This window comes from Citrobacter sp. TBCS-14, assembly GCF_005280805.1.
Taxonomy (GTDB): domain Bacteria; phylum Pseudomonadota; class Gammaproteobacteria; order Enterobacterales; family Enterobacteriaceae; genus Citrobacter; species Citrobacter gillenii.
Genome location: NZ_SZWM01000476.1, coordinates 281444 through 307693, shown reverse-complemented (window position 1 = coordinate 307693; position 26250 = coordinate 281444). Strand labels below are relative to the sequence as shown.

Sequence of the window (26250 nt, the reverse complement as noted above, 5' to 3'; positions counted from 1 at the left end):
CATGACGATTCACTCTACGCACCAAACACAGTCCCGCGTTGTCGAGGTGGGGAAATTTAAAAAGCAGCTTACGCTAACTGACCTGACGTTTATTGGGCTCGGGGCCATCTTCGGTTCCGGCTGGCTGTTTGCCGCAAGCCATGTCGCATCCATTGCCGGACCTGCGGGCATTGCCTCGTGGGTCATCGGCGGGATTGCCGTTCTGCTGTTGGGGATTGTCTATTGTGAACTGGGCGCTGCGCTGCCTCGCGCCGGGGGGATTATCCGTTATCCGGTCTTTTCCCACGGTGAATTGATGGGATACCTGCTTGGATTTATTACGCTGATTGCGTTCTCAAGCCTCATCTCCATTGAGATTGTTGCCGCGCGGCAGTATGCGGCAGCCTGGTTCCCTATGTTGACTCAACCTGGCTCGAGCGACCCAACGCTGCTGGGATGGGTGGTGCAGTTTTTGCTGCTGTGTTTATTCTTCGCGCTGAATTACTACAGTGTAAAAACGTTTGCCCGCTCCAATAACATCATCAGTATTCTGAAGTTTTTGGTACCGCTGGCGGTGGTTGTGACGCTCTTTACCTTTTTCAAACCGGAGAACTTGCACATTCAGGGCATTGCCCCTTTTGGCATGTCGGGCGTTGAGGCCGCGATTAGCGCCGGTGGGATCATCTTTGCCTACCTGGGGCTGACGCCAATTATTTCGGTGGCGAGTGAAGTAAAGAATCCGCAGCGTACCATTCCGGTGGCGCTGATTTTATCTGTGGTGCTGTCGACGATTATTTACGTGCTGCTGCAGGTGGCGTTTCTTGGCAGTATTCCGACCGATATGCTGGGTGGTGGCTGGGCGGAGATCAGCAAGCAATTCTCGCTGCCGTACCGAGATATCGCCATTACGCTCGGTATGGGCTGGCTGGCGTTTATGGTGGTGTGCGACGCGATTGTCTCCCCAAGTGGTACCGGCAATATCTACATGAACGCCACGCCGCGTGTGATTTATGGCTGGGCCAAAGCGGGCACCTTCTTTAAGGCGTTTACCCACATTGATAAAGAGTCTGGCATTCCGCGTCCGGCGCTGTGGCTGACCTTCGCATTGTCTATCTTCTGGACATTGCCGTTCCCGTCATGGGAACAGTTGATTAGCGTGGTGTCGGCGGCGCTGGTGCTGAGCTACGCCATTGCTCCGGTCACGGCGGCGGGGCTGCGCCGTAATGCGCCGGATTTGCCGCGCCCATTCCGCGTGCGTGCCTTCGGGATCATCGGCCCGGTGTCGTTTGTGATTTCGGCGCTGATTGTATTTTGGTCCGGCTGGGGCACGCTGTCATGGCTGCTGGGGCTGCAGATTGTGATGTTTGTCGTCTATGTGCTCTGCAAGTCAAAAGTGCCGGTGCACACCGTGAGTCTGGCACAACAGGTGAAATCGTCTCTGTGGCTTATCGCCTTCTACGCGCTGATTATGCTCTTCTCCTGGCTGGGCAGTTTTGGCGGCACAGGGGTCATTGGTCATCCGTGGGATACGGTCGTGGTGGCGGTGATGTCGCTGGGGATTTACTACTGGGGCGAGCGAACCTGTCTGCCGCAGGCTAACTTTACCGGTGATGAAGAAGAGTAAAGGAGTCGGTCATGGAGATGGTAAACCTCTCGTTAACAGAGGCTTATGCGCTGGCATATAAGGTGCTGCGCGGGAACGGATTCAGTGAAGCGCATGCCGCTGTGGTAGCGAAAAACGTTTCCCACGGCGAGCGTGATGGCTGTGCCTCGCATGGTCTGTGGCGGTTGCTGGGGATTGTGGCGACCCTACGTAAAGGGAAGGTGTCACCCGACGCCGAGCCAGTTATCACCGATACCGCGCCGGCCATTGTGAAGGTGGACGCCGGTGGGGCATTTTCCCTGCTGGCGTTCGAGCGCGCGCTTCCGCTGTTGATGGAAAAGGCGCGCCACAGTGGTATTGCAGCACTGGTGATTAACCGCTGCGTCCACTTTTCGGCGCTGTTTGCCGATGTTGAGCCGCTCACGGAGGCTGGGCTGGTGGCGCTGGCGACGACGCCCAGCCATGCATGGGTTGCCCCTGCTGGCGGGACGCAGCCACTTTTTGGCACTAACCCGATAGCGTTTGGCTGGCCGCGTGAAGAAAAACCACCGTTTATCTTTGATATGGCGACCAGTGCAGCGGCACGGGGTGAGATCCAGCTCCATCAACGGGCAGGAAAAGCGGTGCCGGAAGGGTGGGGTATCGATGGTGACGGTCAGGCCACCACCGACGCGCAGGCGATCCTCGACGGTGCGATGCTGACGTTTGGCGGGCATAAAGGGTCAGCTCTGGCGGCGATGGTGGAACTGCTTGCCGGACCGCTCATCGGTGATATGACCAGTGCGGAATCACTGGCGTGGGATAACGGCGCTGGCGGGTTGCCCTATGGCGGTGAGCTGATCCTGGCCCTGGATCCTGTCCGCTTCCTGGGGGCGGACGCCCCGCGGCATCTGGCGCGTGCCGAGATGCTCTTTGCCGGGATGCAGCGGCAAGGGGCGCGTTTGCCGGGTGAGCGTCGCTACCATTCCCGTACGCGTACAATTCGAGACGGTGTGGAAATCGCCCATTCACTTTTCAAGGATATATCTGCGTTAGTGAAATAATTATTGCCATTTTCGCGATAACAGGAGGGATGATGTCCCTCCTGTTATAGGTTTTTCGTTACGTATTTCTTTTTCACACCGTATTTCGAGCGTAAAGTCGCCCTGCCAGGATCTATGCAGAGAGGGAAATCGGGTATGGTGACGGATAATATATCAAGTACTCCACCCAACAGGCGTATCTTCGAGGATAATAACCTGTTGACTATAAAGGCGGGAATATAATCACTCCTGGCGGTGATAATAATGGAAAGTCGAATAAGTAAATTAAATATACAATTGCCAAATAGCTGCTAAGAATTATATTTATTATCGAAATGGTAAGCTTGCTCATATTACACTGTCTCAGTATTTTTATTTATATTACTGTTGTGAATGTCTTCCTTGCCAGATATTACAGTCAATTACTATATTACTGTCGTCTGTTATCTTACTACCAGCGACATGAATTTTATTTTATCTGAAAATAGCACTTTTATGGTAGTCAACCTTATTCTTCGTGATTCCTCAGGAGTACGATAAGCAAGCAAATTATTGAGGGGAGAAGGGGGGCTGATGGACACAGTAGAGGAACTCAACGGAACATACTTTTATGCCGGTCGCTCTAACCTTACCGCGTCTGAATTGTTTTTCATGATTTTCTGCGAAACCACAGCAGATCACTTTGGGGTTGATGTGTTAGCAATGGTTGCACTTTACAGCGGCGTTAACAATCAGAAAACGAGAGCCAAGCCTAAAGGGGCAAAGGAAGGTACGTCACGGATTTCTAAAGCAATGCGGAGGTATTTTAAAACTGCCAAATTTCCTTTTGGCATAAAATTACCAACCTGGGTTGGCGGCTATACTCCCTGGACGGCAAAACGACGAATGGTTACGAAAATAAGTACATTCGTAGGTCGGACGATTCCCCTAATAGGTGAGGTGATTTTATTCGCTGATGTTTCGATAATCACTTACTGCTCAATACGCGATTACAATCGTATAGCGCGGGGTAATGATAAGTTATGGTAGATGATATTGAGCAACGTGTTTTTGCACTGATAAGACGCTACAACGGTGTTTATTTATTCAATAATGAAAAGAAGCAAAGCTTGCTAACGATGGACAGTGATTTTGACACTGACATGCAGTTTGATGTTAGTGAAGCAGAAGAGCTAATGGATGAGTTCTTTGAAGAATTTCAGGTCGCCAGAGGGAATTTTAAGATTGAAACTTACTATCCTGTTGAGCCTTTCTCATGGAATCCCTTCAAGAAGTTACGACCTGTTCCTGTGCCTGACTTCACTATCGGGATGTTGATTGCATCGGCAAAAGCCGGGAAATGGTTATACGACTAAGTGGTAAGGAGTGCAAAAAATGGCTGTACCAGTACACTTATTTTTGACTGATGATGGCGGTGCAGTTATCCGCGGTTCTTCTGATGTTGCTGCTCGTGAGGGAAGCATTGAACTACGGGGTTTGTACCATAATTTAAACATCCCGACAGATCCAATGACCGGCAAGGTTACTGGCACCCGTCAGCATTCGCCATTCCAATTCACCAAAGAACTTGATAGTTCGTCTCCCTATCTTTTCAAGGCGACAGCAACGGGCCAGACGTTTAAAACTGCTGACTTTCGTTTCTACCATATCAATGATGCAGGGCAGGAGGTGGAGTATTATCGGATCACGCTGGAAAACGTAAAGGTCATTTCAGTCAGTCCGGTTATGCATGACACGAGAGGTTGTCCGGGTACGGGTCATATGGAAGAAGTTGCAATGAATTACGAGAAGATCACTCATCTCTATAAAGACGGTAATCTTTTAGCGCATGATTCCTGGAACGAACGCGCCACGGCATAATGGAATGATGGCGCAGCCCACTCTAAAAAGGCGCCCGCAGGCGCCTTTAGCAAGACCGTTACCCCTTCGACGCTTTCCCCGCAATTACCGCGATAAACTCCAGCACCTGCTTTTGTTTGCGTGCCGACAGTTTTTCCACTTTGCGCAGCGATTTCATCAGCGCTGACTCTTCGGGTTGGGGCGTTTGGGCGGTGAGCACGATGCAGCCTTCCATCACCCGTACTTTTACGTCGGTGCCGGTGTCGAATCCGGCGGCTTTTAACCACATCCCCTTCATCACGATGGACGGAAAGCGAACGTACTTCACCGGAATACGGCTGTAATCGGGATAACGACTCGCATATCCCACCTTCAAATGGCGGTTATCGGCGGCGTGGACTTCTGGATCAAACGAAACTGCAATACAATGCGTATCAGTCATGGTGGCTATTCTCCGATAATAGTTACTGCGATTAGCGATGCGGAGGTGTTGGTAGCACCTTTGCGTCGCGCTAATAAAACCCCTGTAAATTACGCCAGTAGAATGGGGGAAGTCCAGATGTAAATATAATGAAATAAGCGCGATTAGCGTGCTATTCGGAATAAACAGAACATCTCTCTGCGCCAATAAAACCAGTATTATTCAGCGTATAAATTCATTCTCATTCCATCCGTCAAAGACCGATTATTTCCAGAAAATATCATGGCCCTGAGTCGGGCTAAAAATGCGATCTAAATCACTGAAGCAAATAGCAAACTCTGAAACTACACCGGTTTGTACACTTTGGTTTACACTTTTAGTGATATGAATCACAAATATAACCCCGTGAAGTGATCCGACTCTCACAAAATGGCGTGTACTTATTCACCCGTAGATTGTGAGAACAGCGTGGAAAGTTAAGTTTTCAGTATTTCCACTTTCCACAGACACACAACGGCAAACAGCAAATCAACACGCAGAAAAAAACTTGTTGAATATGAACGGGTAAAAAAAAGACGTGTGATTTGCATCACTCACATTTACAGCTTTTTAAATTATTGGCAGTGATTAATGTTGACTGGGCTATTTCCATAATCAATCAAATCTTGCATAGTGCTTCCACATTATTTCACCCCCTGTATCAGGCGGAGAATAGTAATATTTCATCAGCCTCTGTTGATGAACTCGATATGATTTACTTCACATTAATACGTACACGACCACTGTTACTGGAGAAACAACATGAATTATCCGGCAGAACCCTTCCGTATTAAAAGCGTTGAAACTGTATCTATGATCCCGCGTAATGAACGCCTGATAAAAATGCAAGAAGCGGGTTACAATACTTTCCTGTTAAATTCGAAAGATATTTATATTGACCTGCTGACAGACAGCGGCACTAACGCGATGAGCGACAAGCAGTGGGCCGGAATGATGATGGGTGATGAAGCGTACGCGGGCAGCGAAAACTTCTATCATCTGGAAAGAACCGTGCAGGAACTGTTTGGCTTTAAACATATTGTTCCGACTCACCAGGGACGCGGTGCAGAAAACCTGTTATCGCAGCTGGCCATTAAGCCGGGGCAATATGTTGCCGGGAATATGTATTTCACCACCACGCGTTATCACCAGGAAAAAAACGGTGCCATCTTCGTGGATATCGTGCGTGACGAAGCACACGATGCTGGTCTGAATATTGCTTTTAAAGGTGATATTGATCTTAAAAAATTACAAAAGCTGATTGATGAAAAAGGTGCAGAGAATATTGCGTATATCTGCCTGGCGGTGACGGTTAACCTCGCGGGCGGGCAGCCGGTCTCGATGGCTAACATGCGTGCGGTGCGCGAGCTGACGGAAGCTCACGGCATTAAAGTGTTCTACGATGCCACCCGCTGCGTAGAAAACGCCTACTTTATCAAAGAGCAAGAGCAGGGCTTTGAGGACAAGAGCATCGCCGCGATCGTCCATGAAATGTTCAGCTATGCCGACGGTTGTACCATGAGTGGTAAAAAAGACTGTCTGGTGAACATCGGCGGCTTCCTGTGCATGAACGACGACGAAATGTTCTCTTCTGCCAAAGAGTTAGTGGTGGTCTATGAAGGCATGCCATCCTACGGCGGTCTGGCCGGACGCGACATGGAAGCGATGGCGATTGGCCTGCGCGAAGCCATGCAGTATGAGTACATCGAGCACCGCGTGAAGCAAGTTCGCTACCTCGGCGACAAGCTGAAAGCTGCCGGTGTGCCGATTGTTGAGCCAGTGGGCGGACACGCGGTATTCCTCGATGCGCGTCGCTTCTGCGAACATCTGACCCAGGACGAGTTCCCGGCGCAGAGCCTGGCAGCCAGCATTTATGTCGAGACCGGCGTGCGCAGTATGGAGCGCGGTATTATCTCTGCGGGCCGTAATAATGCCACCGGTGAGCACCACAGACCAAAACTGGAAACAGTACGCCTGACTATTCCACGCCGCGTGTATACCTATGCGCATATGGATGTTGTGGCAGACGGTATCATTAAACTTTACCAGCATAAAGAAGATATTCGCGGGTTGAAGTTTATTTACGAGCCGAAGCAGTTGCGCTTCTTTACCGCACGCTTTGACTATATTTAAATGTTATTCAGGCCCCATCTTGTGATGGGGCTTTTTTGTATTCCTTTTCCATGAACAGGAAGCCTTTGCGGTGCCCATTACCGCAATATAACGAAAAAATTGCAAACCCTGACTCCGACATTTTTATTATCCGCATGATGTACAAATGACAGCTGTAATTATAACGAATAGTCTACAGGAACATTTATCATGGATATTAATGCCATTGAGCGACAGAGTAGTACCCCCGGACTGATTAGCGGAACCATGTTGGTTATCGCAACCGTCGTGGGCGGTGGAATGTTTTCCCTGCCGATTGCGATGGCCGGCGTATGGTTTCCCGGCGCCTCTGTCATTCTGCTTTTTGTTGCCATCATGATGTTATTAACCGGCCTGATGCTGGTTGAAGTTAACCTGCATTACGGCGCAGGTGCCAGTTTTAATACCTTTACTCAGGATTTATTAGGCCAGAAGTGGAATATCGTGGTCGGTATCGCGTTTGGCTTTGTGTTGTATATTCTGACCTACGCCTATATCTCCGGGTCATCGGCGGTGATGGCGCAAACTGTGTTCAAATACAGCGGCGTGCGCTTTCCGGCGAATGTCTCAGTGGTGATTGTCAGTATGCTGGTCGGGGCGATTGCCTGGTACAGTTCGCTGCTGGTCGGACGCATCACCACTATTTTGATCATCGGTAAGTTTATCGCGTTCTTTGCCACATTCTCCGGGCTGGTCGGCCATATTGAAGTGGCGAAACTGGTCGACAGTGTCGCGGTGGCGATCCCAGGGTCGCAGTACCTGCCGTACATCCTGATGACGCTGCCGTTCTGTATTATCTCATTTGGTTTTCATGGCAACGTGCCGAGCTTGGTCAAACTGTACGGTAAGAGTGGGATCCCGCATATTACGCGTTCGATAATCATCGGCACGCTGTTTGCTCTGCTGCTGTATGTCTTCTGGCTGGGCGTGACGATGGGCAACATCAGCCGTTCGGAATTCCCGCCGATTATCGCTAAAGGCGGCAATATCGATGTGTTTGTCGAGGCCATCAGCGGGCTGTTTACCAGCCGCTATATGGATCTGATCCTGACTTTCTTCGGCAACTTTGCGGTAGCCAGTTCCCTGCTGGCGGCAACCCTCGGCCTGTTTGACTATATCGCTGACCTGTTTCACTTCCCGGATAACGGCGTCGGTCGTCTGAAAACTGCGCTGGTAACCTACTTCCCACCGGCTGCTGTGTGCTTTTTCTTCCCGAATGGTTTTGTTCACGCGATTGGCTATGCCGGTCTGGCCTTCACCATCTGGAGCGTGATCCTGCCACCGTTCCTGGTAAAAGCGGCGCGTAAGCGTTTCCCTACGGCCAGCTACACTGCACCCTGCAATAACACGGTGCTTAACCTGGTGATCGTCTGCGGGGCGGTTGTCTATCTGACGGTGGTGCTGGACGTGTTTGGCCTGCTGCCTACGTTCCGGTAACGGGAGGCGCTATGTTTTTGACATTGCTACGGTTTCAGCATCCGCTGGTTTATCGCTTTGCGTGGCTGCGTTTACGGGTGGTGGTGTTAAGAACGTGCGGAATGCGTAAGAGAAAGGGGTGAGTGTTTTACTCTGTTGTAGCAGCCGGATGCGGCGCTTGAGCCTTATCCGGCCTACAAATGTGCGTGAAACGTAGGCCTGATAAGCGAAGCGCCATCAGGCATAAGTGCCAGGCATTACACGCGGAAGTAGCGTGGTGGGATCAACGCAGAAAAGGCGTCGAACTTCTTCACCATCTTTTTCCAGAACAACATAACAACAATCCTCTCTTTGAAATATCGGCGCTATTTTAGTCAGCGCCGACAAATCGTAAAGCCAGCCGCGGCGTTCTCTTGACCGGGTGGCTGTAAACCTTTTTGTTCACTGTCTTGTCAAACACGCTTGCCAGAATATGGCTGGGGTTGACAATGCGTTACGCCATAAACCAGTAGTAAAAGAGGCCGACCTTTAAGCCGAGGATCACGATGTAGGCGCAGCAGTATTTCATGGTGCCAGACATAATCTGGTTCGCCTGGCCTTCCATTTTGGTGGCGGAAACCGCAATGGCGATGCTCTGCGGGGAGATCATTTTCCCGCCCGTCGCGCCGGAGGTGTTGGCCGCCGCCAGCCAGTTAGGGTCAATATTCAACTTGCTGGCAGCAATGGTTTGCAGTTTACCAAACAGAATATTCGAGTTGGTGTCGCTGCCGGTGACAAACGTACCCAGCGCGCCAATGACCGGGGCGAGAAAGACATACGAGCCGCCGGTCAGGTCAACAATCGACTGAGCCAGCGTGGCGATAATACCGCTGAGATCCATCACCGTGGCCAGCGCAACAATCGCCATAATGGCGACGATCGAGTTCTTCAACTGGAAAATGGTTTTGACAAACACTTCCAGCATCCCGCGCGCCGAAGCCCCCTGGATAAAACCGCCGATCAGGGTCGCAAAGATGATCAGCATCCCCGGCGTGGTGACCCACTCGATTTTCAGCGCCAGCGTTTTACCGTCGGCGAGGGTGAAATGCAGCACCGAAGCCAGCTGTGATGCTGCCGCTTTTACCGCCGGGAACAGCGGCGAGCACAGCAGAATAAAGATAAAAATAAACAGGTAGATGGAGCCGACCCGGAACAGCACCTTCGCCGAGCGCGGTGTGGTTTCCCGGGTATGGCTGGTTTCAATGCGCCATTCGGGGGCGGTTTTGCCGTTGCGCAGGCGACCAAGAATGGCGACGGCAAACAGGCTGACCAGGCTGCCGGCAAATGCAGGGAGTTCTGCGCCAAGGTGGATAGCGACAAAATACTGCGGCACCAGCGTGGTAATACCGCAAATTAGTGTGATGAAGAACACGCCGCGAATCGCCTTCAGGCCACCGCCGATAATACAAATAATCACAAACGGCAGCAGAATATTAAACAGCGCGAGCTGCATAATAATGGTTCCGCCGAGGGTGAAAACCGGCAGGTTAACCTGTTCAGCGAGAATTGAAACCGGAATACCCACCGCGCCGAATGCCGTCGGCACGGTATTGGCGACGAGTGAGGCGATGGCCGCTTTGAGCGGATTGAATCCCAGTGCGATCAGGATGCCAATAGGAATGGCAACCGCGGTGCCGTAGCCAGCGGCGGCCTCAAGAAATCCGCCAAAACACCACGAAATAAGCAGTACCTGGATGCGTTTATCTTCACTAATACTGGCGAGAATATCGCGCAGAATATCCAGCGCTTTGGTGGCCTGCATCACGTTATAACTGAATATCGCACCGAGGATCACAATCACAATCGGCCATAACCCTTTGAGGGCACCATAGCCCACGGAGGCTTTCAGATTCTGTAACGGCATATCCCAGAATATCGCCGACAGCGCGATGGTAAAGGCCAGCGTTATCAAGACTGAATAATGAATCGGCATTTTTAATTTTAGTATTAAAAATACCATAAGCAGCAAAGGAGAGAGGGCTAAAACAAACATAATATATTCGTTCATTACTATTCCTGATGGGTTTGTTAAACCTTATTTGTATTTATGGCGGGAAACTTACATGGCTGGATAAATAAAATATGCAAACTGAATCGCTTCAGTGGATAAAGTAATTATGATTAATGGTTTTGTAACTATTGTAAGCTTTTAATTGAGAAATAATGCTCTGTAAATATCTTTGGGCGCAAAATGGGTACCTATAAATAGTTATATAATGGTCTGTGTAATAATGATAGGGACGGTCTGGTAAGTCGTTTTAAACGGTTTTTTGATTTCTGATAATTGTGGTTTTCAATATAAAAATGTGAGCGAGGCCGAAAGAAATAAACCAGGGTATTGCATGTAAGTAATGATTGGGGGATTATTTTGTTTTGTCATACAAATGAATGTATCGCCATTTTCGATTGCCCTGATATAAGGAGCGGAGAGCCGCCCTCCATGAAAAACACTGATAATAAATCCTTTTTGACTGCACTTACCCAACGGGTTGGCCCCGCCTACGTCCTTACCGATCCGTCCAAAACGGCGCGTTATCGCAAGGGCTTCCGCTCGGGTCAGGGCGAGGCGCTGGCGGTACTGATCCCCGGCTCTCTGCTTGAACTGTGGCAGGTGCTTAAGGCCTGCGTGGAGGCCGATAAAATCATTCTGATGCAGGCCTCAAATACCGGCCTGACGGAAGGCTCCACGCCGAACGGCAAGGGCTACGATCGCGACATCGTTATCATCAGCACGCTGCGCCTCGACAGTCTGCATGTGCTGGATGAGGGCAAGCAGGTGTTGGCGTATCCGGGCACCACGCTGTATTCGCTGGAGAAGGCGCTGAAGCCGTTTGGCCGCGAGCCGCATTCGGTGATTGGCTCCTCCTGCATTGGTGCGTCGGTGATTGGCGGTATCTGTAATAACTCTGGTGGTGCATTGGTTCAGCGTGGCCCGGCGTACACCGAGATGTCACTGTTTGCCCGCGTGGATGAACAGGGACAGCTACAACTGGTTAATCATCTGGGTATCGAACTGGGCGAGACGCCGGAACAGATCCTCGCCCGCCTGGATAACAACGCGATTGCGCGTGCTGACGTCAGTCATGACGGGCGTCACGCGCACGACCACGATTACGTGACCCGCGTCAGAGACGTTGATGCCGACACCCCGGCGCGTTACAACGCCGACCCGGATCGCCTGTTCGAATCCTCAGGCTGCGCGGGGAAACTGGCGGTGTTTGCCGTGCGTCTGGACACCTTTGAAGCTGAGAAGAATCAGCAGGTGTTCTACATTGGCACCAATCAGACCTCGGTGTTGACGGACATACGCCGCCATATGCTGGCGACGTTTACACACTTACCGGTCGCCGGTGAGTATATGCATCGTGATATCTATGATGTTGCAGAGAAATACAGCAAAGACACCTTCCTGATGATCGACAAACTCGGCACCGACAAAATGCCGTTTTTCTTTAATCTGAAGGGGCGCACCGAGGCCATGCTGGAGAAGGTGAAGATTTTCCGCCCGCACTTTACCGACCGCGCAATGCAGACATTCAGTCATCTTTTCCCGAGCCATCTCCCGCCACGCATGAAAACCTGGCGTGACAACTACGAGCATCATCTGATGCTGAAAATGGCAGGGGACGGCATCGGCGAAGCGCAGGCGTGGTTAACCGAGTACTTTAAAACGGCAGACGGAGATTTCTTTGCCTGTACCCTGGAAGAGGGCAGCAAGGCGTTTCTGCACCGCTTTGCTGCAGCGGGAGCCGCCATTCGCTATCAGGCCGTTCATTCTGATGAGGTTGAGGATATTCTTGCGCTGGATATTGCGCTACGCCGCAATGATACCGAGTGGTATGAACATCTGCCGGCTGAAATTGACAGTCAGCTGGTGCATAAACTTTATTATGGCCACTTTATGTGCCATGTGTTCCATCAGGATTATATCGTTAAAAAAGGCGTTGATGCGCACGCGTTAAAAGAACAGATGCTGGAACTGTTGCGCCAACGCGGGGCGCAATATCCGGCAGAGCATAATGTTGGCCACCTTTATAAAGCGCCTGAAAATCTGGCGCGGTTTTATCAGGAAAATGACCCGACCAACAGCATGAACCCGGGCATTGGTAAAACCAGTAAACGTAAAAACTGGGCCTGACAAACAGACAATAAAACAGTAAAGGTCAGGTATCACCGTTTTATTAATGGCCAGTTTTTATTATTGAATTATTACCGGGCGGCGATGTGCCGCCGGTTTTAAAAGGCAATGAAGCAATGGGGTATTTATTGTGAATGTAAATTTCTTTGTCACCTGTATTGGTGACGCGCTGAAATCACGGATGGCACGTGATTCCGTATTGTTGCTGGAAAAGCTCGGCTGCCGCGTTAATTTCCCCGAGAAGCAGGGGTGCTGCGGTCAGCCCGCCATTAACAGTGGCTATATCAAAGAAGCCATCCCGGGGATGAAAAACATGATCGCTGCGCTGGAGGATAACGACGATCCGATTATCTCTCCGGCAGGTTCGTGCACCTATGCGGTCAAAAGCTACCCGACGTATCTGGCCGATGAACCTGCATGGGCATTGCGCGCCGAAAAGGTTGCCGCGCGTATGCAGGATCTCACCTCTTTTATTGTCAACAAACTGGGCGTCGTGGACGTCGGTGCCAGCCTGCAGGGCAGAGCGGTTTATCACCCTTCGTGCAGCCTGACTCGCAAGCTGGGCGTGAGAGAAGAGCCGCTCACGCTGTTGAAAAACGTACGCGGTCTGGAGCTGTTAACCTTTGCCGATCAGGACACCTGCTGTGGATTCGGCGGCACTTTCTCGGTCAAAATGGCCGAAATATCCGGCGAGATGGTGAAAGAGAAAGTCCTGCATCTCATGGATGCGAAACCGGAGTATTTGATTGGTGCCGACGTCAGCTGCCTGCTGAACATTGGCGGCCGACTGCAGCGTGAAGGCCAGCCGGTCAAAGTAATGCATATTGCTGAAGTGCTGATGAGCCGCTGAGGGGAAAGAGATGTCGATAAAAACCAGCGATGTAGAGTTTAAAACGCGCATTCGCCAGCAAATTGACGATCCGATTATGCGCAAAGCCGTGGCTAACGCGCAGGGGCGCATCGGCGCGAACCGGCAAAAAATGGTCGATGAGTTAGGGCACTGGGAAGAATGGCGCGACCGTGCCAGCCAGATCCGCGACCACGTTCTGAGTAACCTCGACGCCTACCTGTATCAACTCTCCGAGAAAGTGACGGAAAACGGCGGTCAGGTGTTTTTCGCAAAGACCAAGGAAGAGGCTACCCGCTACATTTTGCAGGTCGCAAAAGCGAAAAACGCGAAGAAGGTGGTGAAGTCCAAGTCGATGGTGACCGAAGAGATCGGCGTTAACCACGTGCTGCAGGATGCCGGTATTCAGGTGATCGAAACCGATCTGGGCGAATATATTCTCCAGTTGGATCAGGATCCGCCTTCGCATGTGGTGGTCCCGGCTATCCATAAAGATCGCTATCAGATCCGTCGCGTGCTGCATGAGCAGATGGGCTATGACGGTCCGGAAACGCCGGAAGCGATGACCTTGTTCATCCGCCAGAAGATCCGCGAGGATTTCCTCAGCGCTGAAATTGGCATTACCGGCTGTAACTTCGCGGTGGCGGAGACCGGCTCGGTTTGTCTGGTCACCAACGAAGGTAACGCGCGGATGTGTACCACGTTACCGAAAACGCACATTGCGGTGATGGGCATGGAGCGCATCGCGCCGACGTTTGCCGACGTGGACGTGCTGATCACTATGCTGGCACGCAGTGCGGTGGGCGCTCGTCTGACGGGCTATAACACCTGGCTTACCGGGCCGCGCGAGGCGGATAACGTCGACGGGCCGGAAGAGTTTCACCTGGTGATTGTGGATAACGGTCGCTCGCAGGTGCTGGGTTCTGAGTTTCGCGATGTGCTGCGCTGCATCCGCTGTGGAGCCTGTATGAACACCTGCCCGGCGTATCGCCATATTGGCGGGCACGGCTACGGTTCTATTTATCCAGGGCCTATCGGGGCGGTGATCTCTCCGCTGCTCGGCGGCTATAAAGATTTTAAAGACCTGCCTTACGCCTGTTCACTGTGCACGGCCTGCGACAGCGTTTGTCCGGTACAGATCCCGCTGTCAAAACTGATCCTGCGCCATCGCCGGGTAATGGCCGAGGAAAGGATTACCCCGAAAGCGGAACGTCGGGCGATCAAAATGTTCGCTTATGCCAACAGCCATCCAGGGTTGTGGAAGGTCGGCATGATGGCCGGTGCCCACGCGGCGAGCTGGTTTATCAATGGCGGTAAAACGCCGCTCAAGGTTGGCGCGATTGGCGACTGGATGGAAGCGCGCGATCTTCCTGATGCTGACGGAGAGAGTTTCCGTAGCTGGTTTAAGAAACATCAGGCGCAGGAGAAAAAGAATGGATAACCGTACCGCGTTTTTAAACACCGTTGCCCAGGCGCTGGGCCGTCCGCTGCGGCGGGAACCGCAGGCCGAAGCCGCGCCGGTGAACAACTATGCGAACGAGCGGCTGACCGAACTCAGCCCGCAGCAGCGCTGCGACGCGTTTGTGCAGTTTGCCAGCGAGGTGATGCTGGCGCAGTGCGAACTGACCCATGAGGCGCAGGCCCCTGAGGTGGCGTTACGTCTGTGCCAACAGCTGGGGCAGCAGCCGGTGGTGGTTAGCGGCGACAGTCGGCTGGCAGAACTGGGGATAACCGATCGTTTGCAGCGAGAGTGTAATGCTGTGGTCTGGGATCCGGTGCGTGGAGCCGAGAATATTGTTCAGGCCGAGCAGGCGAAAGTTGGCGTGGTGTATGCCGAGTATGGCCTGACGGAGTCCGGGGGCGTGGTGCTGTTTTCCGCTCCGGAGCGCGGGCGTTCAATCAGCCTGTTGCCCGAGTCCTCTATTTTCGTGCTGCGTAAAAGCAGCATCCTGCCGCGTGTGGCGCAACTGGCGCAGGTTCTGCATCAGAAAGCGCAGGCCGGTGAGCGTATGCCGTCGTGCATTAACATCATCAGCGGGCCCAGCTCAACGGCGGATATTGAGCTTATCAAAGTGGTCGGGGTGCATGGTCCGGTGAAGGCGGTGTATCTGATTATTGAAGATTGTTGAGATTCGTGAATAAGACCGCTCTGGCGTTGTAGCCCAGAGCGGGATGACATTCCGCACTCTGCGGACTCTCCTTTCGCAAGGGATCGCCTGAAAATGGCGTCCTGGTCCGCGCTTTCCTCTGCGGTTTAATGTCCCTGCACCTGTTTTTTCTGCTGATAAAATCGGCGTACAACATTGTTTCCAGTCACCGCAAGTGGCGATTTTTACGCCGTTAAGTGGCTGGTAAAATTGATCTAAATCAATTTAAATCGACTTATTTTTAAAAGCGAAAGAATGCAATGTTTACTAAAATTTTACCTTTCCGTGCTTATTTTTCGACAACGCAGGCGACAACGCAGTGAGAATCAACGCGATTTACGCAGCGGATAGCACCGAAAATCAACGCAAAAAGGCATATAAAAACAGGGGTTTTAGGTAAAAGTAGACATTAAACACGTTATGTAACCTATTGGCTGGAATGATGTTTTGATGGCACATTGTTAGCCACGCGGTAGACGTCTTTTTTTTAATCTAATGAGTCACAATGAATGTGCGTAAAGTAAAAATTACACATTATTCTACAATCAAGTTATCTTTCATTTGAAATAGCGTTCCACTTTTAAGTGATTTATTAACAGTTTCATTACTATTGTGCATTTTTTTTGCCGTTGACATGTTTTTACACTGGATGCATATTTCATCGCCATAAGCGTATTATTGCGTTCAGGAGATGACAATGCCTTCTCGAGATTATCCCGATAGTCGAAAAGCCAGAGGTACCCGCTCGAAAGATATGGTTCTTTTAAGTGCGCGTGTCGATACCTCTTTGTGGGAATACGTTCGCACACTGGCATTTGAAACACGAAAAAGCAAACAAGATATTATTGCTGAAGCATTAATGCTACATCGCTCTATTAATGAGAGTGACTCTCAGTAATACATGCTGTCACGCTCTGTCTGGGTTTTATTTATATTCCCAATAATGATATATGCCTTGCTGCGTCCTTAATAATTTTACTGGTGTGTTATTTGTTTTCCCCTTGTTCAATAGGGGGCTTTTTTATGTTGGCGCGCTGCCCGCATAACAAAGTTGATAGCAAAATTCACAATTAAAAGTGAGTAAAAAAATGAAAAAGACAGCAGTGGCATTAGCCGTGATGGCATTAGGGGTAACGTCCGTTCATGCAGCGGAAATTTATAACAAAGATGGCAATAAACTGGATTTGTACGGCAAAGTTAAAGCCGTACATACCTGGACTGACGGCACCGACGCCGACGGTACTTATGCGCGTCTGGGTTTTCGTGGTGAGACACAAATTAACGATCAGCTGACCGGTTATGGCCACTTTGAAAGTCAGTTTGATGCCGCTGGAGCAGAAGGTTCTCAGGATGGTATTAAAACACGTCTCGCGTTTGCTGGCCTGGATTACGGTCACGACGTTAGCTTTGACTACGGTCGTAACTACGGTGTCGCTTATGACGTGGGATCTTACACTGACGTTCTTTCAGAGTTCGGCGGTGATTCCTATGAAAATACTGACCGCTTCCTTACTACACGCACTTCTGGCGTTGCAACACTCCGTACCAAAAATCTGTTTGGTGCCGTTGATGGTGTAAACCTGGCGGCGCAATACCAGGGTCAGGATGATACCGATGCGGACCCGGCTAAACAGCACGGCAATGGCTATGGCTTCTCTCTGGGTTATGACAACATCGCGGACTCTGGCGTGTCTGCCATCGCGGCTTACTCTACCAGCGCGGTAACTGCTGAGCAGAAACAGCAGGGCTGGGAAGGTGATAACGCTGAATTCTGGGGTGCGGGCCTGAAGTATGATGCCAATGCTGTCTATGTGGCGACGATGTACGGTGAATCCCACAACCTGATCCAGAATGCCAACAAAGCGCAGCACTTTGAAGCGATGGCGGCCTATGTGTTTGATTTTGGTCTGCGTCCGAACGTGGCTTACGTCCACTCACGTGACACTGACAACACTGACCTGACCGAGTACGTGGCGCTGGGTACCGATTACTACTTCAACAAAAACATCGTGGCCGATGTGGGTTACAAGTTTAACCTGCTCAATGGCCAGGACGGTGACAACGAAGTTGTTGCTGGCCTGACCTACCAGTTCTAAGTTTTTGTTATGTCATGAAAAAGGCGTCTCTAGTCAGACGCCTTTTTTACATTGCTTTTCCTGTCAGACTGGCTGCTGTGGGTTGCCACGCACTTCGCTAAATAACCACTTCCAGATCCCCACTTTTACCCATGCCACCACGCAGAAAATGAGATAAAAAAGGGGTTTATGCGTAATCGAAACGCGCATTACTTCCATCAGATCTACATGTAAATTTCCGGCGATGGCCATATTAATGACGAATATAGAGGCAATGGTACTGGCCAGCAAAATAAGAATCGCTTTGATGGTGCCTATCTCTGGCCACTTTCCGGCAGCCCACTGCCAGAGAAAAATCGTGGTGAGTACAAATATAATAAACAGCCCTGCGGCCCCGAAAAAGCCGAAGTCTTTATAATCCTTCATGGTGCTAAATAAGCTGATGATAATAATTAACCCAAGTATGATTTTTTTAAACCACGACATGTACTGTTCCTGAATATGCTGTTGATGTTGTATGGATATGTCCATTTTTACTCATTTTATGTTTATTCTACAAATGAGTTAAGACGGATTATAAAGTGTCTGGAAAATGAATTATTGGTTATTTGTGGATTATGAAATGTTGACATTTAATTGCGGAGTAATCCGAATCTAAGATTTTTTAGAGGGGGGCGCTTATACTTCTTTAGGTGTAAGAGAACGCTGTTTATAGCATTGTACTGCACTAATCAGTGCAGCAAAAAATAGCGCCGCTGCACCACACAGCGTAGCGTTGATAATGGCGACAGCACCGCTTCCCAGCAGGCTGGTTAATAGCGGCCCGAGAATTTGCCCAATGCCGTACGTCAGCGTCACCAGTCCCAATAGGTTAATGTTTCGCGGCACGCTGAGTTGGCGGGCGAGCGGCATCACCAGTGAGGTGGTTCCCATAAAGGTTGCGCCAAAACCGATACTGCTGAGAACCAGCAGGAACAACGAGTCGCTGGCAAGTGTTAACACCACGCAGGCGCTTTGGGTCAGCAGATTGGCGGTCAGGCATTGCAGGACTCCCCAACGTTTCGCCGCCCATAGCCAGCCGAAACACCCCGGAATGATTGCGATGCCAACCAGCGACCACAGGTGTACGGTCAGCAGTGGCGAACCGGCATTTTTCGCCATCAGCGGCAGGTAAGTGGCGACAATGATGTAGCCAAAACCGGCCAGCCCGTAAAGCAACGCCAGCAGCCACCATGACATCGGTTGATGCGCGGATTTTGCCAGTGGTACGGCGGGCAGCACGCGGTCACGAGAGGGGAGCAGCACGACCAGCAGCAGAAGGAGTAAGCCAGAAAGGACTCCGGCACCCAGCCACAGCGTATGCGATGACAGCGCAAAGCGTAAACCAGCGATGACATACTCATTACCGAGAAAAATGCCGGTCCCGACGCCGGAGAACAGGGCCGCAATCACAAACGGATGACGGGTATGCTGCAGAACCACCATCGAACCAAAGATCATCATACCGGCACTGGCGACACCTGCCAGAAAGCGGATCGCCATCATCAGTGCGGGCTGGGTAAAAAATGCCATCGCCAGGATAAGTCCGGTGGTCGCGAGCGCAGACGCTAATAGCATCGGACGCAGGCGTGAGGGCTGGTGGAACAAACCGAAGGAAAACAGCAGGCTGCCTGCCAGATACCCGGCGTAGTTGGCGCTGGCAATCCACGAGAGTTGGCTAAAGGTAAACTGACCTTCAGTCAGCAGCACCGGCAGCATTGGCGTATACAGAAAGCGGCCAATCCCCATGCCCAGCGTCAAGACCAGCAGGCCAAACAGCGCGATGCGGATGGAATGATGATTTGAACCAGGACTTCCCTGCGGCATGCAGACGCTCACTTCACGCTGTTATGTGGATATTTGTTATATTACATATGCAAATGATAATTTAAAGTTAAATGATGCGGGGTTTACCGTCAGAGGATTTTCTTCAGGTCCATTTCTTCCTGGATCCGTTCGCTGTAGGCGATATGGGTGCGGATCGCCTCTTCAATACCGGCGTTGTAAAACGCAGGTCCCAGTTTTTCGATAATAAAATCAATAAAGAACTCGGCATCGAACTGCTCAAGGTCGAGATCGAAGTGGTCGCTGCAATACGTTTCCAGTTCGTTGCGCAGGCGATCGCGCTCCGCGGATGACAGGGTGATTTCAGCCATTTTTTCTCCTTAAAAATTCGGCAGCGTGAGCAGAGACGGTAGTTGCGACAACAGATATAACACCAGCCCGATAGAACCGCCAACCAGCGTGCCGTTGACGCGAATAAACTGCAAATCTTTGCCGATGTTGAGCTCAATTTGTTGCGACATCTCCCGTGCATCCCAGCTTTTGACGGTGTCGCTGATGTGGCGCGTCAGGAAGGTAGCGAACTCCGGTGCGACTTTTTTCGCAGCCTGCTCCAGGTGTTCATTCAGCGACGCGCGCAGGGCACCATCGGCAACCAGCGTTTCGCCAAACCACTGTCCGGCGCTGGCAATGCGTTGTTTCACGCGAGAATCATCGGCGTTAATGTCGGTTTTCACCCATTGACGCAGATCCGCCCACAACTCGCCGAGATAGCGGTTAAAGGCTTCGTCCTCTTTCAGGTAGCTTTTGAGGCTTTCTGCACGTGCGGCCATGTCAGGATCGTGTTTGAGCTTATCGATCAGGTTCAACGTGGCGCGATCGAAGGCGTGGCGGATCTGATGCGCCCGATCGTGACTGATGTCATCCAGCAGGGAGTTGACCGCATCAGAGACCAGCTCGGCGCTGTGTTCACCGAGCCATTCGGTTGGCAGGATCTTCGCTTTGAGCGGATGTTCGGTCTCCAGCCAGCGCACAATCTGCTGGGCGATAAACGCCCGCGAACTGTCGCGCTGTAGCAGGGCGATCAGCTGCGTAATCAGCGTGTCGAGCAGCACCTGGTGGCGGTTGTTTTTGGTCATGCTTTCCAGCATTAATGCGCTAGTGCCGGAGAGATCGACCTTGTCGATAGCCTTATGCACCGCGCGTTTGATCAGCCGCTGGATGCGGGCGTCGTCGGTCAGTTCGAGAAATCCGCTCATGATCTGCAGCAGATGCTGGCCGATGCGCCGGGCATTTTCCGGTTGGCTGAACCAGTTGCCAATGAGCAGCGCCGGTTCATGGCGGCGAATCAGCGCCACCAGTGACTGGGTGTCGAGGAATTTTTCCTGCACGAACTGACCCAGGTTTTCGCCGATGCGGTCTTTATTACGCGGGATAATCGCCGTATGGCGCGAGATAAACGGGATCGGTACCCGGCGAAAAAGCGCGACCACGGCGAACCAGTCCGCCAGCGCGCCTACCATCGCCGCTTCGGCAATCGCTTTGATCCCGAGCACCCAGAAGTTGGGTGGCAGAAATAACGTGATGACGAAGGTCGCGGCAGCAATCAGCAGCAGAGAGAGCGCCAGTCGCTTGGCGCGTTTGAGTTCAGCAATTTTATTCATAGACTTAAGGATAGAGCCAGACGGGGGGAACGTGCAAAAATTGTGGCACGCCTCCCATTTTTAGACTGAATGATCTTATCCTGGGATCCAGTTGTCCCACGCGGGTAACGGACCGAGTTCCGCCACCAGAAAATCGATAAACGATCGTACCTTCGGATTACTGTACTTGCTGGGAAAATACAGCGCATACAGGGCGTGGGTTTCACAGGTGATGGTGCCGTCGAGCATCAGCGGCGTGACCTCTTCTTTTTGAATATGATCGCCAATCAGATAGGTGGGTAAATACGCCACGCCCTGATCTTCTAACACCGACTTCAATAACACCAGGCTGCTGTTGGCCTGGATCGGCATATGGAGCTTCAATTGGTGCAAACGATCCTGCTCGTCTGCCACTTTAAGCACTGGCGTGAGGCCGGGGTAAACCAGGCAATCATGATTCACCAAGTCGCTGCGACGCTGGGGCATCCCTTTTTTTGCGAGGTATCCCGGCGACGCGCAGTACGCCCAGCGGATAGGGACCAGTTTACGCATGGCGTAATTCTGCGGCGGCGCGGTGGAGATGCGCAGGGCGATGTCGAAATCGGTTTCGTTTAGATTGACGAAGTTATCGTTGAGATCGATGTACAGATTCACATCCGGGAACTGGGTGCGATATTTATCCACCAGGTTTACCAGTCGCGAATAACCAAAGGCAATGGAACAGGTGATGCGTAATTCGCCCTGCGGGCTGTGGTAATAACCGGAGGTAGTATTCAGCGTTTCATCAAACTCTGTCAGTAGCTTATTGGCGCGGTTAAATAAATATTGCCCGGCATCGGTCAGGGTAATACTGCGGGTGGTGCGTTTAATTAACGTTGTCCCCAGCGTGTCTTCCATTGCCGTCAGGCTTTTGCTTACCGCGGAAGGCGAGACGTTGAGCTGCGCGGCGGCCTCCGATAACCCTCCGCAGTCAACGATTTTGACGAAAAATTCCAAATGCTTGAGTGAAATCGGCGTACCCATAATTTCCTTTAATTCACAAGTGATTTGCAAAAACGGTACGAATAGGCCGTTACATTCGCATTTTAAACATGCAACTATTGAATCACAGGAAACAACTCGCTGGCAAAATGAAAAAATAACAGGTTAAGTGAGTTGCATCACAAAATATAAGGAGGCAGGCCTGAAACGCATCAAGTTGTGAATGTAGTCTCATTAAAAATTATATAATTTAAAAGGTACCCATTATGTGGTCACGACTCGAACCCTACAGATCGTCGATTATTTTATTATTTGCTCTGGTTATTGGCGGCTTATTAGGTATTTATGCCCCGACGTTTGCCAGCACACTCCAGCCAGTCGGTCAGATATTCTTAAACCTGTTATTTATGATCATCGTGCCGCTGGTGGGGATCAGCGTCATGTCTTCTATCGCCAGTATGACCGACCTGAAAAGGCTGGGACGCATTATGGCGATTATCTTTATTGTTTCGATCGCGATGGCCTTTATTCCGGCTGCCGGGATTGTGGCGCTGGCGCTATGGTACAACCCGGCGCAGGGCGTCACTATCGATCTCTCGCAGTCCGTGCAGGCGGGCAGTGGCAAGATGGATTTTGTCAGCATGATCACCACCAATGATTTTATCGGACTGTTTTCGAAGTCCAATATTCTGGCGCTGATCGTCATGGCGATCATTGCCGGTGTGGCGATTGGGCAATCAGATCAGGCGGGGAAACGCATTGCGTCACTGCTGGAAGATGCCAATACCGTGATCATGAAGATCGTCTCTATCATTATGAAAGTGGCGCCGATTGGTCTTGGTTGCTATTTCGCTGCGACCATGGCCAGTCAGGATTCCGCGCTGCTGTTAACCTTTGCCCGCGCCATTGGCCTGTTTATGGTCGCCACGCTGGTCTACTTTGTTTTCGGCTCAATTCTCTATTCGTATATTGGTGGCGGTGTTCCGGCGGTCAGAGCCTTCTGGCGTAATGCGATTGAACCTTCCGCCACCGCGCTGGGAACCTGTTCTTCACTGGGCACATTACCTGTCACGCTGCGCGCCGGTAAGGCGATGGGGATTAACCCGGAAATCGTCGATGTCTCTATTCCGTTATTGGTTAACCTGAACAAAGGCGGCGTGGCGATGATTGCCGCGCTGAAAATTGTCTTTATCTATTCCGTGCTCGGCATGCCGTTCACCACCGAGACCTTCTTCCTGACCATGCTGATTGCCGTGCTCTCGGCCATTATCGTCGGCGGCGTACCGGGCGGCGCGTTTCTGGGTGAGATCTTTATTGTCACCACGCTCGGGTTGCCGATGGAAGCGATCCCGATGCTGGTGGTGCTGGGTACGATTACCGATGCGCCCGCCACGCTTATCAACGTGATCCATGATTTGAACGCGGCACAAATTGTTGAGCGGTTTGCAGGAAAAAAGCAGAACGACGCTGAAATCAACGCGACCGCCGCTGCGGTATAGGTTTGCACACGGATTAAGAAACAGGAGATGTTATGAAAGACGCAATGAAGATTGAAACCCAACTGGTCGTCGCCGGACGTGACAAACGTTACACCCAGGGGGCGGTGAATCCGGTTATCCAACGCGCTTCTTCGCTGGTGTTTGATACCGTGAAGGATAAAAAATTCGCTACCGCCAATCGCGCTAACGGGGAACTGTTTTATGGTCGTCGCGGTACGTATACCCACTTCGCTTTTCAGAAGGCGATGAGCGAGCTGGAAGGCGGTGCGGGCTGTGCGCTGTACCCGTGCGGGGCCGCGGCGGTTACCAATGCGATTCTGGCGTTTGTACAAAGCGGCGATCATATCCTGATGACCGGCGCGGCCTATGAGCCAACCCAGGATTTCTGTAATAAGATCCTGAGTAAATTCAACGTGGAAACCACCTATTACGATCCGCTGATTGGCGCAGGTATCGTCGATTTTCTGCGCCCTGAGACGAAAGTGGTGTTTCTGGAATCGCCCAGTTCAATCACCATGGAAGTCCAGGACGTGCCGGGAATGGTGAAGGCGATCCGCGCAGTGAACCCGGACATAGTCATCATGATCGACAACACCTGGGCGGCGGGCGTACTGTTTAAGGCGCTGGATTTCGGCGTGGATATTTCCATTCAGGCGGGGACGAAATACACCATTGGTCACTCGGACGGCATGCTGGGCACGGCGGTGTCCAACGCCCGCTGCTGGGATCGTCTGCGTGAGAACTCGTATTTGATGGGGCAAACGCTGGATGCCGACACGGCGTATAACGGCAGCCGCGGACTGCGCACGCTGGCGGTACGTCTGAAACAGCATCAGGAAAGCAGTATCCATATTGCCCGCTGGCTGTCGGCAAGACCGGAGGTGGCGCGGGTGAACCATCCGGCGTTACCGGAGTGTCCGGGCCATGAGTATTTTCAGCGCGACTTTGCCGGTAGCTCGGGCCTGTTCTCGTTTATCCTGAAAAAGCGCCTGACTGATGAACAGATGGCGAATTTCCTCGATAACTTCTCGCTGTTCCATATGGCCTATTCGTGGGGCGGATTCGAGTCGCTGATTCTGGCTAATCAGCCGGAGGAGCTGAACAGCATTCGCCCGGCCGGGGATGTCGACTTCAGCGGCACGCTGGTCAGGGTGCATATTGGCCTGGAAGATGTCGGTGATTTGATTGCCGATCTGGACGCCGGGTTCGCGCGTATCGCGTAATGTGATGTGATGCGGCGCCAGCACCTTATCCGGCCTACCACGATGGCGTAGGTCGGATAAGCATGGCTGGTTAGTTTTCCGTGGCTAACGTCGTGGCCTCGTGCTGACGTACCCGCTTCAACAATCCGGCGAGCGTGAATATCACGACAATACCTGCGACAACCGCCAACAGGTGAAACGAAATCCTGCCGCCGTTAAACCACAGCCAGCGCCCGATCTCGACAGAAACCGCCATTACCGTCAGGATCACCATATTCAGCGATGCGGAGACCGTGCCCTTCGGCAGGTTGTTGGAAAACAGCGTAAAACGGAACAGCGTCGGGAAAATCATCCCGATACCAAATGCATACAGACTGGTGCCCAGCACCGACCACAGCCAGACGTGCGGCCAGAGTAAATTGCCACCAATCAGTATCGCCAGCCCGCTCAATTGGACAGGTGCCGCCCACCAGATAAAGCGCGGCCTTGTCGGGTCCTTCACAAATCGCACCACCACCATATTAGCGACGATAACCGCCCCAAATACCGGAGCCTGCGCCCAGGCAAACTGCGAGGTGGTCATGCCGCCCGCGTCGATCAGGATCACCGGCGATACCGCCACCCAGCTCATCATCGGGATGTAGCTCAGCGATAGCGTGGCGGCCCCAAACAGGAACACCCGGTTGCGAAATACATCGCGAAAATCCCGCAGTACGCCGCGTGCGCTGAACGGCACCGAGCCGCGCTGCACCGTTTCTGGCATCGCCAGCAGCAGGCCAATAAAGGCGACCAGGCCCATCGCGGCAATGATGGCAAACAGAACCTTCCAGTGGACAAAGTGCATCAGCGCTGCCCCGGAGAGCGGGCCAATTACCGGTGCCACCAGCACAATGGAGGTGATGATGGCCATCAGCTTGATGGCCTTTGTCTGGCCAAATGCCTCCTGCACCGTGACGTAGCCGACGGTGGCGATAAAGCAGATGCTGGTGCCCTGCACAACGCGAGCAATCAGAAACTGCGTCATTGAGGTGGTGAACAGTGTAGCCGCGCAGGCAAGGGTGAAGATGAGCGCGCCGGTAATTAGCACCGGTCGGCGACCAATTCGATCGGAAAGCGGACCTAACAACCACTGTAGCGCCATCCCACCCGCCAGATACAGGCTAACCGCAGCCGGTGCCAGGCTGACATCGTCGTTGAAATCCCGCACGACATTAATGATGCCGGGTTGGATCAGGTCCGTTGACAGGTAGGCGGCGAAGTCGTACAGAATCAGCGCGATGGGGAAAAACAGCGTCGTGGCGCGTTGCGAGAAAAACGCGAAAATCCGTTGCATAAAACAGCTCCTTGTCGGGAGAAAACCCTCAACGGGAATAGCGAGATCGCACCTC

23 protein-coding genes are annotated in these 26250 nt (G+C 51.8%); 15 read left to right on the top strand and 8 right to left on the bottom strand.

Features of this window, described 5'->3' with window-relative positions:
• Position 1 precedes the first annotated feature (1 nt).
• The 5 genes from FDX22_RS18430 to FDX22_RS18410 all read left to right on the top strand — a co-directional run bounded on the left by FDX22_RS18430 (position 2) and on the right by FDX22_RS18410 (position 4464).
• Positions 2–1603, top strand: coding sequence for an APC family permease (locus tag FDX22_RS18430; protein WP_146717589.1), 1602 nt, complete (start codon positions 2–4; stop codon positions 1601–1603).
• Positions 1604–1614: 11 nt separating this feature from the next.
• A complete protein-coding gene (locus FDX22_RS18425) occupies positions 1615–2625 on the top strand; it encodes an Ldh family oxidoreductase (RefSeq protein ID WP_146717588.1) in 1011 nt (336 codons plus the stop codon).
• 552 nt (positions 2626–3177) lie between these two features.
• On the top strand, positions 3178–3633 hold the full coding sequence (locus FDX22_RS18420) for an STM2901 family protein (RefSeq protein WP_094760969.1): 456 nt from the start codon (positions 3178–3180) through the stop codon (positions 3631–3633).
• Positions 3627–3959, top strand: coding sequence for a DUF1493 family protein (locus FDX22_RS18415; RefSeq protein ID WP_146717587.1), 333 nt, complete (start codon positions 3627–3629; stop codon positions 3957–3959). The genes FDX22_RS18420 and FDX22_RS18415 overlap by 7 nt, the downstream gene beginning before the upstream one ends.
• 19 nt (positions 3960–3978) lie before the next feature.
• A complete protein-coding gene (locus FDX22_RS18410) occupies positions 3979–4464 on the top strand; it encodes a type VI secretion system tube protein TssD (protein WP_094760967.1) in 486 nt (161 codons plus the stop codon).
• A 58-nt stretch (positions 4465–4522) separates the two neighbouring features.
• Here the strand turns inward: FDX22_RS18410 and symE are convergent, their stop codons facing one another.
• Complete coding sequence (symE, locus tag FDX22_RS18405) at positions 4523–4885, bottom strand: endoribonuclease SymE (protein ID WP_117342378.1); 363 nt, start codon at positions 4883–4885, stop codon at positions 4523–4525.
• A gap of 780 nt (positions 4886–5665) precedes the next feature.
• Here symE and FDX22_RS18400 point away from each other — a divergent pair.
• Positions 5666–7036 carry a tyrosine phenol-lyase gene (locus tag FDX22_RS18400; RefSeq protein WP_096758452.1) on the top strand — a complete coding sequence of 457 codons (1371 nt, stop codon included), beginning with the start codon at positions 5666–5668 and terminating at the stop codon, positions 7034–7036.
• 189 nt (positions 7037–7225) lie between these two features.
• Positions 7226–8491: an aromatic amino acid transporter gene (locus tag FDX22_RS18395; protein WP_096758451.1), complete on the top strand. Its 1266-nt coding sequence runs from the start codon at positions 7226–7228 to the stop codon at positions 8489–8491.
• A 472-nt stretch (positions 8492–8963) separates the two neighbouring features.
• Here the strand turns inward: FDX22_RS18395 and FDX22_RS18390 are convergent, their stop codons facing one another.
• Positions 8964–10517, bottom strand: coding sequence for an L-lactate permease (locus FDX22_RS18390; RefSeq protein WP_096758450.1), 1554 nt, complete (start codon positions 10515–10517; stop codon positions 8964–8966).
• A 432-nt stretch (positions 10518–10949) separates the two neighbouring features.
• On the opposite strand from FDX22_RS18390, the gene dld reads away from it, so the two are divergent.
• The 6 genes from dld to FDX22_RS18360 all read left to right on the top strand — a co-directional run bounded on the left by dld (position 10950) and on the right by FDX22_RS18360 (position 17737).
• Positions 10950–12647, top strand: a complete 1698-nt coding sequence (gene dld / locus FDX22_RS18385; RefSeq protein ID WP_146717586.1) for a D-lactate dehydrogenase — start codon at positions 10950–10952, stop codon at positions 12645–12647.
• Positions 12648–12777: 130 nt separating this feature from the next.
• Positions 12778–13497 (top strand): (Fe-S)-binding protein, encoded by a 720-nt coding sequence (locus tag FDX22_RS18380; RefSeq protein WP_064186363.1) that lies wholly within the window; start codon positions 12778–12780, stop codon positions 13495–13497.
• A 10-nt stretch (positions 13498–13507) separates the two neighbouring features.
• Positions 13508–14935, top strand: a complete 1428-nt coding sequence (locus FDX22_RS18375; RefSeq protein ID WP_146717585.1) for a LutB/LldF family L-lactate oxidation iron-sulfur protein — start codon at positions 13508–13510, stop codon at positions 14933–14935.
• Positions 14928–15623, top strand: a complete 696-nt coding sequence (locus tag FDX22_RS18370) for a lactate utilization protein C (RefSeq protein WP_146717584.1) — start codon at positions 14928–14930, stop codon at positions 15621–15623. Before FDX22_RS18375 ends, FDX22_RS18370 begins: the two co-directional genes overlap by 8 nt.
• Before the next feature lie 715 nt (positions 15624–16338).
• Positions 16339–16539 carry a hypothetical protein gene (locus FDX22_RS18365; RefSeq protein WP_096758446.1) on the top strand — a complete coding sequence of 67 codons (201 nt, stop codon included), beginning with the start codon at positions 16339–16341 and terminating at the stop codon, positions 16537–16539.
• Between the two features lie 190 nt (positions 16540–16729).
• Entirely contained in the window at positions 16730–17737 is a 1008-nt protein-coding gene (locus tag FDX22_RS18360; protein WP_096758445.1) for a porin, read from the top strand.
• A gap of 63 nt (positions 17738–17800) precedes the next feature.
• On the opposite strand, the gene FDX22_RS18355 is transcribed toward FDX22_RS18360, so the two are convergent.
• From FDX22_RS18355 to FDX22_RS18335, 5 genes are all read right to left on the bottom strand, one after another.
• Positions 17801–18202 (bottom strand): hypothetical protein, encoded by a 402-nt coding sequence (locus FDX22_RS18355; protein WP_137399037.1) that lies wholly within the window; start codon positions 18200–18202, stop codon positions 17801–17803.
• Positions 18203–18394: 192 nt separating this feature from the next.
• On the bottom strand, positions 18395–19582 hold the full coding sequence (locus FDX22_RS18350; protein WP_137399038.1) for an MFS transporter: 1188 nt from the start codon (positions 19580–19582) through the stop codon (positions 18395–18397).
• 89 nt (positions 19583–19671) lie between these two features.
• Positions 19672–19911 carry a DUF2164 domain-containing protein gene (locus FDX22_RS18345; protein WP_115259550.1) on the bottom strand — a complete coding sequence of 80 codons (240 nt, stop codon included), beginning with the start codon at positions 19909–19911 and terminating at the stop codon, positions 19672–19674.
• Positions 19912–19920: 9 nt separating this feature from the next.
• The gene (locus FDX22_RS18340; RefSeq protein ID WP_115259549.1) at positions 19921–21201 is read right to left on the bottom strand and encodes a DUF445 domain-containing protein; all 1281 of its coding nucleotides are present in this window, start codon (positions 21199–21201) and stop codon (positions 19921–19923) included.
• 75 nt (positions 21202–21276) lie between these two features.
• Complete coding sequence (locus tag FDX22_RS18335) at positions 21277–22203, bottom strand: LysR family transcriptional regulator (protein WP_115259548.1); 927 nt, start codon at positions 22201–22203, stop codon at positions 21277–21279.
• Positions 22204–22427: 224 nt separating this feature from the next.
• Between FDX22_RS18335 and FDX22_RS18330 the strand changes: the two genes are divergently transcribed.
• Together FDX22_RS18330 and metC are read left to right on the top strand one after the other, a co-directional pair.
• Positions 22428–23660 carry a dicarboxylate/amino acid:cation symporter gene (locus tag FDX22_RS18330; RefSeq protein WP_115259547.1) on the top strand — a complete coding sequence of 411 codons (1233 nt, stop codon included), beginning with the start codon at positions 22428–22430 and terminating at the stop codon, positions 23658–23660.
• Between the two features lie 32 nt (positions 23661–23692).
• Positions 23693–24883 carry a cystathionine beta-lyase gene (gene metC, locus FDX22_RS18325; protein WP_117342374.1) on the top strand — a complete coding sequence of 397 codons (1191 nt, stop codon included), beginning with the start codon at positions 23693–23695 and terminating at the stop codon, positions 24881–24883.
• A gap of 70 nt (positions 24884–24953) precedes the next feature.
• Here metC and mdtM read toward each other — a convergent pair whose 3' ends face one another.
• The gene (gene mdtM / locus FDX22_RS18320; RefSeq protein ID WP_146717583.1) at positions 24954–26195 is read right to left on the bottom strand and encodes a multidrug efflux MFS transporter MdtM; all 1242 of its coding nucleotides are present in this window, start codon (positions 26193–26195) and stop codon (positions 24954–24956) included.
• Positions 26196–26250: the final 55 nt, after the last annotated feature.